At 67.0% G+C, this 14329-nt stretch carries 17 protein-coding genes and 2 tRNA genes; 6 read left to right on the top strand and 13 right to left on the bottom strand.

The window, feature by feature from the left end:
* Window positions 1–8: 8 nt before the first annotated feature.
* Both aat and BM193_RS04810 read right to left on the bottom strand, forming a co-directional pair.
* Complete coding sequence (aat, locus tag BM193_RS04815) at window positions 9–725, bottom strand: leucyl/phenylalanyl-tRNA--protein transferase (RefSeq protein WP_092795797.1); 717 nt, start codon at window positions 723–725, stop codon at window positions 9–11.
* A 24-nt stretch (window positions 726–749) separates the two neighbouring features.
* Window positions 750–1343, bottom strand: coding sequence for an NUDIX hydrolase (locus tag BM193_RS04810; protein ID WP_092795796.1), 594 nt, complete (start codon window positions 1341–1343; stop codon window positions 750–752).
* Between the two features lie 195 nt (window positions 1344–1538).
* Between BM193_RS04810 and BM193_RS04805 the strand changes: the two genes are divergently transcribed.
* A tRNA-Met gene (locus tag BM193_RS04805) sits at window positions 1539–1615 on the top strand.
* 152 nt (window positions 1616–1767) lie between these two features.
* Window positions 1768–1844 (top strand) — tRNA-Met (locus BM193_RS04800).
* Window positions 1845–1908: 64 nt separating this feature from the next.
* On the opposite strand, the gene BM193_RS04795 is transcribed toward BM193_RS04800, so the two are convergent.
* On the bottom strand, window positions 1909–2691 hold the full coding sequence (locus tag BM193_RS04795; protein ID WP_092795794.1) for a helix-turn-helix transcriptional regulator: 783 nt from the start codon (window positions 2689–2691) through the stop codon (window positions 1909–1911).
* Window positions 2692–2800: 109 nt separating this feature from the next.
* Here BM193_RS04795 and BM193_RS04790 point away from each other — a divergent pair, with 109 nt between their 5' ends.
* Both BM193_RS04790 and mug read left to right on the top strand, forming a co-directional pair.
* Window positions 2801–4012: an MFS transporter gene (locus tag BM193_RS04790; RefSeq protein WP_175533146.1), complete on the top strand. Its 1212-nt coding sequence runs from the start codon at window positions 2801–2803 to the stop codon at window positions 4010–4012.
* 132 nt (window positions 4013–4144) lie between these two features.
* Window positions 4145–4666, top strand: coding sequence for a G/U mismatch-specific DNA glycosylase (mug, locus tag BM193_RS04785; RefSeq protein WP_092795793.1), 522 nt, complete (start codon window positions 4145–4147; stop codon window positions 4664–4666).
* Window positions 4667–4669: 3 nt separating this feature from the next.
* Here mug and BM193_RS04780 read toward each other — a convergent pair whose 3' ends face one another.
* Window positions 4670–5572, bottom strand: a complete 903-nt coding sequence (locus tag BM193_RS04780) for a LysR family transcriptional regulator (RefSeq protein WP_092795791.1) — start codon at window positions 5570–5572, stop codon at window positions 4670–4672.
* Window positions 5573–5710: 138 nt separating this feature from the next.
* Between BM193_RS04780 and BM193_RS04775 the strand changes: the two genes are divergently transcribed.
* Entirely contained in the window at window positions 5711–6931 is a 1221-nt protein-coding gene (locus BM193_RS04775; protein ID WP_092795789.1) for an MFS transporter, read from the top strand.
* 14 nt (window positions 6932–6945) lie between these two features.
* Here the strand turns inward: BM193_RS04775 and BM193_RS04770 are convergent, their stop codons facing one another.
* The 5 genes from BM193_RS04770 to BM193_RS04750 all read right to left on the bottom strand — a co-directional run bounded on the left by BM193_RS04770 (window position 6946) and on the right by BM193_RS04750 (window position 10689).
* Window positions 6946–7731, bottom strand: coding sequence for an anti-sigma factor family protein (locus BM193_RS04770; RefSeq protein WP_092795788.1), 786 nt, complete (start codon window positions 7729–7731; stop codon window positions 6946–6948).
* On the bottom strand, window positions 7728–8255 hold the full coding sequence (locus tag BM193_RS04765) for an RNA polymerase sigma factor (protein WP_092795786.1): 528 nt from the start codon (window positions 8253–8255) through the stop codon (window positions 7728–7730). Before BM193_RS04765 ends, BM193_RS04770 begins: the two co-directional genes overlap by 4 nt.
* 15 nt (window positions 8256–8270) lie before the next feature.
* Window positions 8271–8642, bottom strand: coding sequence for a COG4315 family predicted lipoprotein (locus tag BM193_RS04760; protein WP_092797062.1), 372 nt, complete (start codon window positions 8640–8642; stop codon window positions 8271–8273).
* A gap of 58 nt (window positions 8643–8700) precedes the next feature.
* Window positions 8701–9612 carry a DNA-3-methyladenine glycosylase family protein gene (locus tag BM193_RS04755; RefSeq protein WP_092795785.1) on the bottom strand — a complete coding sequence of 304 codons (912 nt, stop codon included), beginning with the start codon at window positions 9610–9612 and terminating at the stop codon, window positions 8701–8703.
* A 69-nt stretch (window positions 9613–9681) separates the two neighbouring features.
* Complete coding sequence (locus BM193_RS04750) at window positions 9682–10689, bottom strand: XdhC family protein (protein WP_092795783.1); 1008 nt, start codon at window positions 10687–10689, stop codon at window positions 9682–9684.
* A 100-nt stretch (window positions 10690–10789) separates the two neighbouring features.
* On the opposite strand from BM193_RS04750, the gene BM193_RS28695 reads away from it, so the two are divergent.
* Window positions 10790–10930, top strand: a complete 141-nt coding sequence (locus BM193_RS28695) for a hypothetical protein (RefSeq protein WP_175533145.1) — start codon at window positions 10790–10792, stop codon at window positions 10928–10930.
* 42 nt (window positions 10931–10972) lie between these two features.
* Here BM193_RS28695 and BM193_RS04745 read toward each other — a convergent pair whose 3' ends face one another.
* The 4 genes from BM193_RS04745 to lspA are packed head-to-tail and all read right to left on the bottom strand — an operon-like array spanning window position 10973 to window position 14315.
* Window positions 10973–12076, bottom strand: a complete 1104-nt coding sequence (locus BM193_RS04745) for a M48 family metallopeptidase (protein ID WP_092795781.1) — start codon at window positions 12074–12076, stop codon at window positions 10973–10975.
* Between the two features lie 10 nt (window positions 12077–12086).
* Window positions 12087–12536 (bottom strand): dUTP diphosphatase, encoded by a 450-nt coding sequence (gene dut, locus BM193_RS04740; protein WP_092795779.1) that lies wholly within the window; start codon window positions 12534–12536, stop codon window positions 12087–12089.
* 31 nt (window positions 12537–12567) lie between these two features.
* A complete protein-coding gene (gene coaBC / locus BM193_RS04735) occupies window positions 12568–13788 on the bottom strand; it encodes a bifunctional phosphopantothenoylcysteine decarboxylase/phosphopantothenate--cysteine ligase CoaBC (RefSeq protein ID WP_092795777.1) in 1221 nt (406 codons plus the stop codon).
* A gap of 17 nt (window positions 13789–13805) precedes the next feature.
* A complete protein-coding gene (gene lspA / locus BM193_RS04730; protein WP_092795775.1) occupies window positions 13806–14315 on the bottom strand; it encodes a signal peptidase II in 510 nt (169 codons plus the stop codon).
* Window positions 14316–14329 lie beyond the last annotated feature (14 nt).

The raw sequence follows: 14329 nt of genomic DNA, 5'->3' as shown, positions 1-14329 counted from the left end.
TAACTTTTTTACGCCGGTGTTGCAGATTGCCAGTCCGTGATTTGCGCTGCTTCAATGGCGATCTTCAGGTGGGCGAGGAAGCGCGCGCGCGAAATGGGCGCCGCGCCCAGCGAGGCCAGGTGTTTGGTTTCTTGCTGACAGTCGATCATGGCCACGCCGCGCGCCTTGAGAAAGCGCACCAGGTGCGCCAGCGCGATCTTCGAGCCGTCCGTCACGCGCGCGAACATCGACTCGCCATAGAACATGCGCCCGATCGAGACGCCATACGCGCCGCCCACCAGCTCCCCGTCCAGCCACAGTTCCGACGAGTGCGCATAGCCCAGCTTGTGCAAGCCCGTATAGCCGGCGATGATCTCGTCGGAGATCCAGGTGCCGGGGCCATCCTTGCGCGGCGCCGCGCAGGCCCGCATGACGGCCTCGAAATCGCCATCGAAGCGCAGCTGCCAGCGCCCGTCCGTGGCGGCGCTGCGCTCGACCTTGCGGAGCGCCTTGGCCAGGCTGTCGGAGACCTTGAAGCGTTCCGTCATCAGCACCATGCGCGGATCGGTGCTCCACCAGAGGATGGGCTGGCCTTCGGAAAACCAGGGGAAGATGCCGTGCTGGTAGGCGTCGAGCAGGCGCGCGGGCGACAGGTCGGCGCCGGCCGCCAGCAGGCCGGGCGCTTCGCCGGTCAGCGCGCGCGAGACGTCGGGGAAGGGCGTGTGGATGTCGAGCCAGGGGATCATGCGGTGGTGGCGGTGGTGGCGGGATCAGGAAGCTGGTGCGGCATCGGCATCCGGGCGCGCCATCGGGCGCGTGATGTCGCCCGTATGGAAGCCATAGCTGCCGCCTTCGCGGATTTTCACGCGGTCGGCAAAGAACAGCTCCAGGGTGGCGCGGATGGTGGGAAAGGCCAGGTCGTCCCACGGAATCTGCGCTTCCGTAAACAGCTGCACTTCCAGGCTTTCGATACCGGGCGCGAAATCGAGGTCGCGCAGGCGCGCCAGGTAGAACAGATGTACCTGGTGCACGCGCTGCACGTTCAGCAGCGAAAACAGGGGGCCCAGCTCGATGTTCGCGCCCGCTTCCTCCACCGTTTCACGTTCGGCCGCGTCGGACGTGGTCTCGTCGTTTTCCATGAAGCCGGCCGGCAGGGTCCAGTAGCCGTAGCGCGGCTCGATGGCGCGCTTGCACAGCAAGACCTGCAGCTGGCCGTCTTCTTCCCACAAGGGGATGGAGCCGACCACCATTTTCGGGTTCTGGTAATGGATGGCATCGCAGTTGGCGCACACATAGCGCGGACGGTTGTCGCCTTCCGGGATGGACAGGCTGACAGGATGGGCGCATTCGGAACAGAATTTCATGGGCAGGCTTGGGATATCGATGGTGTCTAGTGTAACGCTTACTGTACACCGATTGCATGCCGTGTGGCGTGACAGGCGAACACATTGCCATCCAGCACTTTGCGCACTTTGGCGAATTCTTAATTAAATAGCTCTATTGCATTCGAAACGAAGATAGCTATTGCCTAAGCCAGCGCTTTGCGCTTATAATTCTTGTGCGGGGTGGAGCAGTCTGGCAGCTCGTCGGGCTCATAACCCGAAGGTCACAGGTTCAAATCCTGTCCCCGCAACCAATCCCTGAAAGCCGCTGATACTTGAAAAAGATCAGCGGCTTTTTCATTGTTGGCTGACGCTTGCCATCGGCATTCTCCGCGAAACGGGGGCGTGCATGAAATTGTCAATTCTTGCCCTTTACGCCGCGCAACAATCTGGTATATAATTCTTGTGCGGGGTGGAGCAGTCTGGCAGCTCGTCGGGCTCATAACCCGAAGGTCACAGGTTCAAATCCTGTCCCCGCAACCAATTCGAAGCCGCTGATTCTCGCAAGAGGGTCGGCGGTTTTTTCGTTGTGCGCCGGCGCTTCCTGTCATGGCTGGCGCGCGTACACCACCAGCCGCAAGTGCCGGTCCGCGTCGATGGTCAGCGAGGTGTGCTCATGCGCGACCTGCGCGCCATCGATGTCCAGAAGGCGCACGCCGGCGCATGGCGCATGCACGTCGTGGCGGCGCCACCACAGCCTGAACTCGGGCGAGACTTTTTCCAGTTCCTCGACCAGCGCGTGGATGTCCGCTTCCTGCGTGGCGCGCGCATAGTCGCGGCGAAAGCTCGACAGCATCAGCGGTGCCTGCTCTTCCCAGCCGACAAAGCGCTGGCGCAGCAGCGGCTCGGTAAACAGCAGCCAGAGCAGATTGCGCCGCGCGGTGGCATGCGCGGCAAAGCCGAACAGGGTGTCGGCCTGCGCGTTGAACGCCAGCACGTCCCAGCGCAGGTTGAGCACATAGGCCGGATGCGCCAGTTCGTGCATCAGGCGGCATACCAGGGGCGGCACCACGCAAAACGTCTTGCCCTCTTCGGCGGGCGGACGCGCGTGCGCCAGCAGGAACAGATGGCGGCGCTCGCCCGCATCGAGTTTCAGCACCTCGGCCAGCTTGTCCAGAAAGGCGCTGGAAACGCCGATGTCGCGCCCCTGCTCGAGCCAGGTGTACCAGGTCAGCCCCACGCCGGCCAGCGCCGCCACTTCCTCGCGGCGCAGACCCGGCGTCCTGCGCCGCCCGCCGCCGGGCAAACCCACGTCCTCCGGCGAGAGCCGCGCGCGGCGCGCCTGCAGGTAGGCGGCCAGTTCGTGGCGGGTGCGTTGCAAGCTGCGCATGGGCTGTCTTTCAGGTGAGCCTGTTGCTGCCAGTAATAGCATAAACAGTTAAATTGTAATTGTTTATATTGTATTCCAGAATGCCTGCTTTCTTTCCGAAGGCTTGCCCATGTCTGACTCTTCCTCCTTCCGTGCCGCGGCGCCAGCCGGCACCGCGCTGCCGGCCACCGTCCACCTGATCGCCATGGGCGCCTTCGCGCTGGGCATGGCGTCATACGTGACGGCGGGCCTGATGCCGATGATCGCCGGTGCGTTTTCCGTGTCTCTGGCGATGGCCGCGCAGCTGGTGACGGCGTTTACCCTGGCCTACGGCCTCGGTTCGCCGCTGGTCGTGGCCTTGCTGCCGGCGCGCGCGCAGCGCTCCGGCCTGCTGGCCGCCCTGGCCGTGTTCGTGCTGGCGAACGGGGCCAGCGCGCTGGCACCAGGTTTCACCAGTCTGCTGGCATGGCGGGCCATGGCCGGCATCGGCGCCGGCGTCTACCTGGCGCTGGGCATCGCGGCGGCGGCGGGCGTGTCGGCGCCGTCGCAAAGGGGCAAGGCCATCGGCGCGATCATGGGGGGCATGGCCGGTGGCACGGTGCTGGGCGTGCCCTTGAGTTTGCTGCTGGCGCAGCAGCTGGGCTGGACGGCAGCCCTGTGGCTGGTCGCCATCCTCGGTGCGCTGGCGCTGGCCGGCTTGCTGTGGAAATTGCCCGTGCTGCCGGCCCCGTCGTCCGCCTCGGCCACGTCACTGCGCCGCAAGCTGGCCTTGCTGGCGGACGGGCAGGTGCTGCGCATCCTGCTGGTGTCGCTGCTGGCGGCCATTGCCAGCCTGGGCATGTACACGTTTGTCGCGCCGCTGCTGGCCTGGTCCGCGCACGGCGAGGCGCTGTCCGTCACGCCGTTTCTGTGGGCCTGGGGTGTGGGCGGCATCGCCGGCAGCATCCTGGTCGGGCCGCTGGCCGACAAGCTGGCCGCACCGACACTCACCATGTGCCTCCTGCTGGCGCTGGCGCTGGCCCTGGGCGCGCTGCCGCTGGCGGCCGGCTGGTCGACGTGGCTGACGCTGGCGCCGATCGCGCTGTGGGGCGCGGCTGGCTGGGCCTTGCAAGTGCCGCAGAACCAGCAGCTGCTGGCCGTGCGCACGGCGCGGGGCGACGGCAACCTGGCCATTGCCCTCAATGAATCGGCGCTGTACCTGGGCAGCGCCATCGGCGCGGCCGCCGGTGGCGCGCTGCTCCTGCTGGACGGGTCGGCCCGGACCCTGGCCGCGGCGGCGGCGGCGGTGGCTGTCCTGGCGGCCCTGCTGCAGCTGGCGCAGTGGCGCAGTGATGCAGCTTAGGCCAGTGAGGCCAGTGAGGCCAGTGAGGCCAGCGAGGCCAGTGAGCCCGGCAAACAAGTCCGGCAAACGAGTTCGGCCCGCGCGTCCGTGCGCATGCTTCTATACTGCAGTTCCTTGCATTGGAGATCACCCATGTCACACAGTACAACGGCGCCCGGTTTGCCCGATATCCTCGGTCCCGGCTTGCAGGTGGTGTTTTGCGGCCTGAATCCCGGCGTGGATGCGGCCATCGCCGGCCACCACTTTCTCGGCCGCGGCAACCGCTTCTGGCCCGTGCTGCACCTGGCCGGCTTCACGCCGCACCAGGTGGCGCCGCAGGATGACCGCAGCGTGCTTGCTTTCGGCGTGGGCCTGACGGCGGCCGTCGGGCGTCCCACGCAGCGCGCGGACCAGGTGGGCACGGAAGAATTCGCCCAGGCGGCGGCGGATCTGCTGGCAAAGCTGGCGCTGGCGCGGCCGCGGTGGGTCGCCTTTTTGGGCAAGGCCGCGTATGCGGCGATGACGGGCCAGCGCCAGCTGGCATGGGGTGAACAGCCCGAGCGCTTCGGCGGCGCGCGCGTGTGGATATTGCCCAACCCGAGCGGACTCAATCGCGGCTATTCGCAGGAGCGGCTGGTCGAGGCGTATGCGCAACTCCAGCGCGCGCTGGGCTGACGCTTAATCGAGGCTGAGCCGACGCGCGCGCAGCAGCGGCGTGACGAAATCAAAAAAGGCGCGCAATTTCAAGGGCAGCGGCGCTTGTCCCTTGTGCAGCAGGCTGACGGGCAATGGCGCCGCTTCGAATGGTGCGAGCACGATGCGCAGCGCGTCGTCGCGCAGGGCATCCATGACCTGGTACGACAGCACGCGGATCAGGCCCGCGCCCAGGGTGGCGGCGGCGATCGCCGCATCCACCGTATTGACGGCCAGGCGCGCATGCACGGGCACGGACTGCGTGGCCTTACCCGTGCCGAAGTCCCAGGCGCGCCGCGATTCCAGCACCTCGAAGCTGACGCAGGCGTGCGCGGCCAGCTCGCCCGGCGCCATAGGCGTGCCATGCCTGGCCAGGTAGGCGGGACTGGCGCAGACGACCCGGCGCACCGTGCCGATCCGCGTGGCCATGCAGCCGCTGTCGGGCAGTTCGCCGATGCGCACGGCCACGTCGACCTGCTCGTCCATCAGGTGCATGACCCGGTCGGTGAGCACCAGCTTGATCTCGATCTCGGGATAGTGGGCGAGGAAGGCCGCCACCACGGGCACGATGTGCAAGCGCCCGAAGACGACGGGCGCCGTGATCGTCAGCTCGCCTTTCGGCGTCATGTATTCGCCCGTCGCCGCGCGCTCGGCCTCGCCGATCTCGTCGAGGATGCGCCGGCAGGCGGCCACGTAGGCGCCGCCCGCCTCCGTCAGCGACAGCTGGCGCGTGGTCCGGTGCAGCAAGCGCGTGCCGAGGTGCGACTCCAGCGCCGCCACCTTGCGGCTGACGCTGGCCAGCGGCATGCCGAGCCGGCGCGCGGCCGCCGACAGGCTGCCCGCATCCACCACCGCCAGCAGGATGCGCATGGATTCCAGCCTATCCATCGCTTGCTCTCACGTAAATCCTATCAAAATTTGGAAGAATGATTCTCAATCTTAGGGGATTCTCTTTGTGGTTGCAAGTACGTAAGCTGGCTTCCCTGGCCGTGGCATGTCGCCGCGGCACCCTGAAAGGAGAGCGCCATGCGCCCCACGCCCATTCCCGCTGTTGATGTACACGCCGTGCCATCGGCGCCGCGCGGCAAGATCCTCATGATGGCGGTGATCGCCGGCGCCGTGATCACGAATATTTATTGCACGCAGCCCATCCTGCCGCTGATCCAGTCCGGCCTCGGCGTCGACCTGGCCGCCGTCAACCTGGTGGCCGGCGCGGCGCTGCTGGGCTTTGCGACGGGACTGGCCCTGCTGCTGCCGCTGGGCGACCGCTACGACCGGCGCCTCCTGGTGCTGGGGCAGATCGCGCTCGCTTGCCTGTTCGCCCTGGCGGCCGCGCTGGCACCGGGCATCTGGCCCTTGATCGGGGCATCGTTTGGCCTGGGCATCGTCAGCTGCGTGCCGCAGCAGCTGGTGCCGCTGGCCGCCAGCATGTCGCCGCCCGGCGAGCGCGGGCGTTCCGTCGGCATGGTCGTCAGCGGCATCATGGTGGGCATCCTGCTGGGCCGCACGGTGGCCGGCGTGGTGGGCGAAGCGTTTGGCTGGCGCGCCGTGTACGCCATGGAGGCGGCGTTCATGGTGCCCGTGTGGATCGCGGCGGCGGCCTTGCTGCCACGCGGAAAACCGGGTAGCCAGCTGTCCTACCTGGGCTTGCTGGCGTCGCTGTGGCCACTGGCGCGCGAGCACCGGCCCCTGCGCGAATCGATGCTGATCCAGGCCTTGCTGTGGGCGTGTTTCAACGCGTTCTGGGTCAACCTGGCATCGCTGCTGGCCCACGGCGCCTGGCATCTGGGCAGCGCCTGGGCCGGCGCCTTCGGCATCATCGGCGCGGCAGGCGCGCTGGCCGCCACCCTGGGCGGCAGGGCCACCGACAGGCTGGGGTCGCGCACGGTCATCGGCTTGAGCATCGCCATCGTGACGCTGTCCTACCTGCTGCTGGCGGGCGCCGCCTCGTCGCTGGTCTTGCTGGTGATGGGCGTCATCGTGCTCGACATCGGCGTGCAGGCCGCGCTGGTGGCCAACCAGACGCGCGCCTTTGCCGTCGACCCGAGCGCGCAGGGGCGCATCAATAGCCTGTACATGACGGCCACCTTCATCGGCGGCGCCGTCGGCGTGGCCGTCAGCGGCTGGCTGATGCAGCGTTTCGGCTGGACGGGCGTGGCCGTCTTTGGCGCTGGACTGGGCCTGCTGGCTGGCCTGATCCATCTGGCCGGATCCCGCGCGCCGCGCCGCGCGCCCGTGCTGCCCTAAGCGCTCGCGCTGGCTCAGCGTGGCTGTTCCAGCTGCGCGTACACGGCGTTGGCGATCTTGCCCAGTTCCTGCTTGGGCAAGTTCGCCGAGAGGGCGTAGCCGAGCTGGCCGTCGATCCAGTAAAACACGCCGAGGTCCTTTTCCCGCGTATAGCGGAAGGCCGTTTCCTGCTTGCCGGCCCGCTCTTTCGCCACATACAGGGTCAGGCGCTTGCCGCCGCCATCCTCGTACATGAACTGGGCCACGGGGCCGTCGCCATCGCCGGGCAGCAGGCGCCCGCCGATCAATTGGTAGCCGAGCGGCGCCAGCGCGGGCGGCTGCAATGTGCTGCCCAGGCGTTTCGACAGCCATTGCACCAGGTGCGCCTCCTGTTCCGCGCCCACTTCCACGGGGTGGCGCACTTCGGGCGTGTAGACGGCGTGGGCGATGGCGGCGCTGCGCGCCAGGGAGAGCGGGCTGGCGCTGGCCGCCGGGGCATCTGCGCCGCGCAGCAGCCAGCCGCCCGCGCCACCCGCGAGCACCAGCACGACAGCCGCTGCCGCCTGCATGGCGTGGCGGCGCCAGGCGCCGTTCGCCGCCGGCGGCGCCGCCGCCTGCAGCAGCGCCGGTGGCACGGCGTCGTCCAGCACGGGGTCGAACAGGGCGCGCAATTGCCGGTTCTGGGCGCGCCACGCCTCGACCCGGGCGGCATCGTCCGGATGCGCGCGCAGGTGGGCGTCGACGGTGGCGCGCTGGTCTTCGGGCAGGACGCCGTCGGCCAGGGCGTGCAATTGCGCTTCGCTGATGGCTTGCGTAGTCATTTCACGACTTTCAGGGTGGGTGGGGCGCTGCCCTGGCCGCTGGCGGGGCGGCCATCGAGCAGCGCGCGCAGTTTCTCGCGCCCGCGCGACAGGCGCGACATGACGGTGCCGACGGGGATGCCCAGGGTGGCCGCCACCTGCTCGTACGGCATCTGTTCCAGCGCGACAAGCAGGATGACTTCGCGCTGCCCCAGCGGCAAACGGGCCAGCGCCGCATCCATTTCGCCGATGGCGATGGCTTGCCCCGGCGCCCGCTCGGGCGCCGGCAGCAGGGTATCGTCATCGAGCGCCTGCAGCGCCAGGCCGGGGCGGCGCAACTGGTCCACGTGCAGGTTATGCATGATGGAAAACAGCCAGGGCCGCATCGCGCCATCGCGCTGCCATTGATCGCGCCTGCGCCAGGCCCGTTCGACGGTGTCCTGCACCAGATCGTCCGCGTGCAGGGCGCCGGCCAGCGCGCGCGCATAGCGGCGCAGGCCGGGCAGGCAGGCCTGCAGCTGGCGGCTGTCGTCGAACGCGGTCATGGCGGCGCAGCTTGCTTATGGCTTGACGACGTGCCACACGTTCTTGAAATTGTCGCCCGCCACGTCGCCCGGCTTCTTGTCTTCCTTGTACAGGTACAGGGGCTTGCCCTTGTAGGTCAGCTGCATGGCGCCGTTGTCGTCGCGCTTGATGCTGCCATACGGGGCGGCGGGGGCCGCCTCGGTGGCGATGACGGCGGGCCAGGCCACCAGGCAGCCGCCGCTGCAGGCGCTCTTGCCGCTATCGGCGACATCCTTGTCGAACACGTACACGGTCATGCCGCTGGCATTGACCAGCATGCCGTTGGAGGGCATGACGTCGGCGGCGAAGGCCAGCGGGGCGGACAAGGCGGTGCAAAGGGCGGTGGCGGCAACAGTAGTAAAGCGCATGATGGTCTCCTTGAGGGTTTTGAGGGCTTGCAAGGGATAGACGCGCGGCGCCCGCAGTTTATTCCCGCTCTTCCACACTATTTTTTGCCGGCGCATGCAGGCTGGCCCACAGGTGGGCGGCGGCCATGGTGCGGTGCGGCGCATACTGGCGCAGCCACTGCTCCGTGCGCGCCATGTCCGGCTTGGCCTCTTCGCCCAGCAGTTTTTGCAGGGCGGCGCGGATGGCCACGTCGCCATGCAGCGAGCAGTCGGCATAGCCGTAGCCGCGCAGCAGCGCGTAATTGACGGTCCACGGACCGATGCCTTTGACGGCCAGCAGCGATTGCGAGATGGCCGCCACCTCGCCGGATTCGGGCAGCTCCAGCGACAGTGCGCCGTCGTCGACGAGGCGCGCCAGGCGCAGCACGGTCTCCGCCTTGGCGCGCGAGAATTTGCGGCTGGTCAGGTCCTCGATGGCCAGCCGCGCCACGTCGCGCGCCTCCGGGTAGCACCACAGGCCGCTGCCATGCCGGCGCCCCGCCTGCAGGATGAAAGTGCGGCGCAGGGAAATGGCGAACGGCAGGTTGATCTGCTGGCCGATGATGGCCCAGGTCAGTGCCTCGAACGGGCTGGCCGATTGCACGATGCGCAGGCCCGGGTTGCGCCGCACCAGGGGCGCCAGCAGCGTGTCGTTGGCGGCCAGTTGCGCGAACGGCTGCGGGTCGATGCGCAGGCCGAGAATGTTCAGCAGCGCGTCGTACAGGGCTGTTTCAAGGTCGGCGGCGCCGTCGATCTCGGCGCGGCAGATGGCCGCATCGTCCGTGAAGGCCACGTCCAGCGCCACGGGCACGCCGCGCAGCAGAATGCCCTTGCGCAGGCCCGTGGGCGTGACTTGCTCCGCCACGGCTTCGCCATCACGGCTGTGGAAGGCGATGACATCGTCGCGGCGATAGCCGGCGGGCAGGGGAAGGGTCCAGTGCAGCAGGGTCATGGTGGCTAAAAAATCAGGGAAGGTAGCAGGGGCGCGCCGCTGGCGCAGCTTGTTTCTTGCTTTCAGGCGTCAGCGCACGCAGAGGTCAGGGCTGGGCGGCGTCAAGGCGGCCGCGTGCTGGATCTGCAGCGCGGCCGGCACGCCATTTTTCACGGCCGTCAGTTCGGCCAGGATGGAAATGGCGATTTCCGCCGGCGTCTTGCTGCCGATGTACAGGCCGATGGGCGCATGCAGGCGCGCCAGCTGCTCGGCGCTGACGTCGAACTGCAGCAGCCGCTCGCGCCGCTTCGCGTTATTCGCGCGCGAACCGATGGCGCCCACGTAAAAAGCGGGCGACTTCAATGCTTCCATCAGGGCCAGGTCATCGAGCTTGGGGTCGTGCGTGAGGGCGACGACGGCGCTGCGGCTGTCGAGTTTTAATTCCAGCACCAGGTCGTCCGGCATGGCGTGCAGCAGGGGCACGCCGGGCACGTTCCAGCCGCCGCGGTATTCCTCGCGCGGATCGCAGACGATGACGTGGTAATCCATGGCCGTGGCGATTTGCGCCACGAAGCGCGACAGCTGGCTGGCGCCGATGATCAGCAATCGCCAGCGCGGGCCGTGCTGGGTGGTGAGCACGTCGTCGTCCAGCATCAGCACGGCGCCCGGCGCGGCGCGCCGCAGGGTGACGGCGCCGGTGCGCAGGTCGAGGCGGCGCTCGACCAGTTCGTGGGTCTCCAGGCGCGCCAGCAGTTCGGCCACGCCGCTGCCCGCATGCAGCGGTTCGATGGCCAGTTCGATGGTGCCGCCGCAGGGCAGGCCGAAGCGGTGCGCCTCGTCCGCGCTGATGCCGTAGCTGACGATTTCCGGCCGCGTGCGCACGATGCCGTGCACGCGCACCGTGTCGATCAGGTCATCTTCGATGCAGCCGCCGGACACGGAGCCGACCACCGTGCCGTCGTCGCAGATGGCCAGGGTGGCGCCCACGGGGCGGGGGCTGGAGCCCCAGGTCTTGATGACGGTGACGAGTTCGCAGCGCCGCCCGGCGGCGAGCCAGCCGGCGCTGGTTTTCAGAACTTCAAGGTCGATGCTGTCCATGGCGCGCGCAGTTTGCTTGCCGCGCGGGGGCGGCAGAAGATGGAATATTTTTCAATATTATGGCTATACTACGCTCTCCAACAGCCTGCGGAGAGTTTTCATGTCAAACCAGCACGAGACCCAAGACGACGGCATTCCCAAGTTCGGCAAATTGCTCATCGCCCTGTTCCTGGCGGTGGTGTTTTGCGGCGCCCTGACCTGGATCATGGGCACCTACTTCCCCAACTTCCCTGGCGCCTGAGCAAACCTGCTGCGCGTCGCGCAGTAGCTTATGCCAGGCGTTCTAAGGTTTGAGTGGCTTCTTCGCCGCCTGCTTGGCGCGCACGTCGGCCACGGCGCGGTTGATGGCCGCCATGCGCGAGTTGGTGCCCGGATGCAGGGCCGTGTAGCCATTGGCCACCGTGGCCGGTACCTGCGCGGAGAGGTGCTGCCAGAAGCGCGCCGCGTTGTCGATATTGTAGCCGGCGCGTGCCAGCAGGTAGATCGCCAGGGCATCGGCCTGGGCATCGAGCTCCTGCGGCATGGCCTTGATGCCGGCGGCGCCCGTCAGCATCGATACGTCGGGCTGTACGGCGCCCAGGCTGTCGATGATGCTGCCCGATGTACCGCTTGTGCGCTGGCTGCGCGCGTGGTCGAGGATGTTGTGCGCCATTTCGCGGGCGATGACAAAGGCGATGCCCTCATCGTTTTGCGCCGCGTTGATCATGCCGCGCGTGAGCATGATGCGCGCGCCATCCGAATACGCGTTGACGTTGTCCGCATTGCCCAGGGCGACGCGGAAGGCGCAGGCGCGCGTGACGGGAATTTTCAGGTCTTGCTGCTGGCCTTCGCGGGCGATGGTCATATTCAGGCTGGCGCTCTTCGAGGCGAGCGGTCCGACGATGGCGCCGAACGGGCCTTCCGCCTTCGGGCCGGCCGGCAGCGGCTTGCCTTCGGCGGCCAGCAAGGCGTCGCCCTTGCGCAGGCCGGCGCGCGCGGCGCCGCTGCCCGGCAGCACGCCGGACACCTGCATCTGTTCGCCGTAGCCGAGGGCCGCTTGCGCCGCGTCGGCATAGATGCCGGGGTAGGAGTATTTGTTCTGCGCCGTAAAGCCCAGCAGGTTGCGCGCATACGTCTTGCACAGGTCCGCGTTGTTGATCAGCAGGGGCGCCGAGACTTTCGACAGGCGGTCCTGCAGCGCCACCATTTTGACCAGTTCTTCCTGCGCCGCCTTTTGCTGCGCCGTCACGGCGGGCGCGTCGGGCGCCGCTACCACGTTGAACGGGCCGCTGACCTGCGTGCCGGGGGTGGTGCAGGCGGAGAGAAGGGCAACGCAAGCCACCAGCAGTGGCGAGGCCAGATGGCGCAGCGGGTTTTGGGCTGGGACGATTTGGCGTAAAGCTGGCATAAGACAATCCTTAATGTTTGCCGGTGCTGCCGAAACCGCCAACACCGCGTTCGCTGTCGCCGAATTCCTCGACGACGTTAAAACCCACTTGCAGCACCGGCACGATAATCAGCTGCGCCAGGCGTTCCATGGGGTTGAGCGTGAATGCGCTCTGGCCCCGGTTCCAGGTCGATACCATCAGCTGGCCCTGGTAATCGGAGTCGATCAAGCCTACCAGATTCCCCAGCACGATGCCGTTTTTATGGCCCATGCCGCTGCGCGGCAGGATCATCGCCGCATACGACGGGTCGCCGACGTGAATCGCCAGGCCCGTGGGAATGAGCACGGTCTGGCCGGCCTCGATGGTGATGGGCGCATCGATGCAGGCGCGCAGGTCGAGGCCCGCGCTGCCCGGGGTGGCGTAGGCCGGCAGCATTTCTTTCATGCGGGCGTCGAGGATCTTGATGTCGATATTTTTCATGAATCTAACTAGGCTAAAACGTATAAAGGGATTATTTGAGCAGCGAATTGCGCGCCAGCCGCTTGGAGATTTCCGAAATCAGCTGGCGCGCCAGGTTCAGTTTCGAGGCGCGCGGCAGCACGGTATGGCCTTCCTCGTCGAAGAGGATGATGGTGTTGTCGTCCTGGCCAAAAGTGTTCTGGCCGATATTGCCGACCAGGAGCGGGATGCCCTTTTTCTCGCGCTTGACCGAGCCGAATTCCACCAGGTTTTCCGATTCGGCGGCAAAGCCGACACAGTACGGGTAGCCGGCCAGGTTGGTGCGCGCCGCTACGGTGGCGAGGATGTCGGGATTCTGCGCGAACTGCAGTTCGGGCACGGAGCCGTCGGCCTGCTTCTTCATTTTCTGTTCGCTGGCGTTGACGACACGCCAGTCGGCCACGGCGGCCACGGCGACGAAGACATGCTGGTCGTCGACGTGGGCCAGCACGGCATCGTGCATCTGCTGCGCGCTTTGCACATTGATGCGGCGCACGCCGAACGGCGCGTCGAGGGCCGTGGGGCCGGAAATGAGCAGCACCTCGGCGCCCGCTTCGCGCGCCGCGCGCGCCACCGCATAACCCATCTTGCCCGAGGACAGATTGGTGATGCCGCGCACGGGGTCGATAGCCTCGAAAGTCGGGCCGGCCGTCACCAGCACGCGCTTGCCCGCCAGGACCTTGGGCTGGAAGGCGGCGACCAGCTCCGTCAGCAGCTGTTCCGGTTCCAGCATGCGGCCCAGTCCCGTTTCGCCGCACGCCTGTTCGCCGGCGGCCGGGCCGAACAGGATGATGCCGTCATCGCGCAGCTGCTGCACGTTGCGCTGGGTGGCGGGGTTCTGCCACATTTCCACGTTCATGGCCGGCGCCACCAGCAGGGGCAGGTGCGACGGGCGGGCCAGGCACAGGGTCGACAGCAGGTCGTCGCACACGCCGTGCGCCAGCTTGCGCATGAAGTCGGCCGAACACGGCGCGATCAGGATGGCGTCCGCGTGGCGCGTCAAATCGATATGCGCCATGTTGTTGTCGATGCGCGCATCCCACTGGCTCGTGTGCACGGGGTGGCCGGACAGCGCCTGCATCGTCACTGCCGTGATGAAGTGGCTGGCCGCATCCGTCATCACCACTTGCACCGAGGCGCCCGCCTTGGTGAGCGCGCGGCACAGTTCCGCCGCCTTGTAGCAGGCGACGCCGCCTGACAGTCCCAGGACGATTTTTTTGCCGGACAATTCCATGCCGTTCTCCTGCGTGTTTATTTGTTTACCCGGCGCAGTTCATCGATGATGAACAGGGCCGCGCCGATGCAGATGGCGCTGTCGGCGATATTGAAAGCGGGGAAATGGCCCCAGCTCTTCCAGTGGAAGTCGAGGAAATCGACCACGTGGCCGTAGATCAGGCGGTCGATGGCATTGCCCAGCGCGCCGCCGAGGATCAGCGACAGGGCCCAGCAGAACATGCGCTGGCCCGCGTGCTTTTTCAGCAGGTAGATGATGTAGATGGCGGCCGCCAGGGCGATGCCGGTGAAGAAATAGCGCTGCCAGCCGCCCTGGTCGGACAGGAAGCTGAACGCGGCGCCCTTGTTATACGCCAGCACCAGGTTGAAATACGAGGTGATGACCATCTCTTGCGCATAGCGGAAGGTCTTCAGGATCGTGATCTTGGTGATCTGGTCGAACAGGATGACGATGGCGGCGATGCCCAGCCAGGGCACCAGCGACGATGACGAGGACGATTTCGATGAAAAACGGTTTTTAGTGGCCATATTTTTCCAGGGAA

Origin of the sequence: Janthinobacterium sp. 344 (assembly GCF_900112025.1) — a bacterium.
Lineage (GTDB): Bacteria > Pseudomonadota > Gammaproteobacteria > Burkholderiales > Burkholderiaceae_D > Janthinobacterium.
The sequence above is the reverse complement of the archived record's forward strand: the minus strand, read 5'-3'. Positions and strand labels throughout refer to the sequence as shown.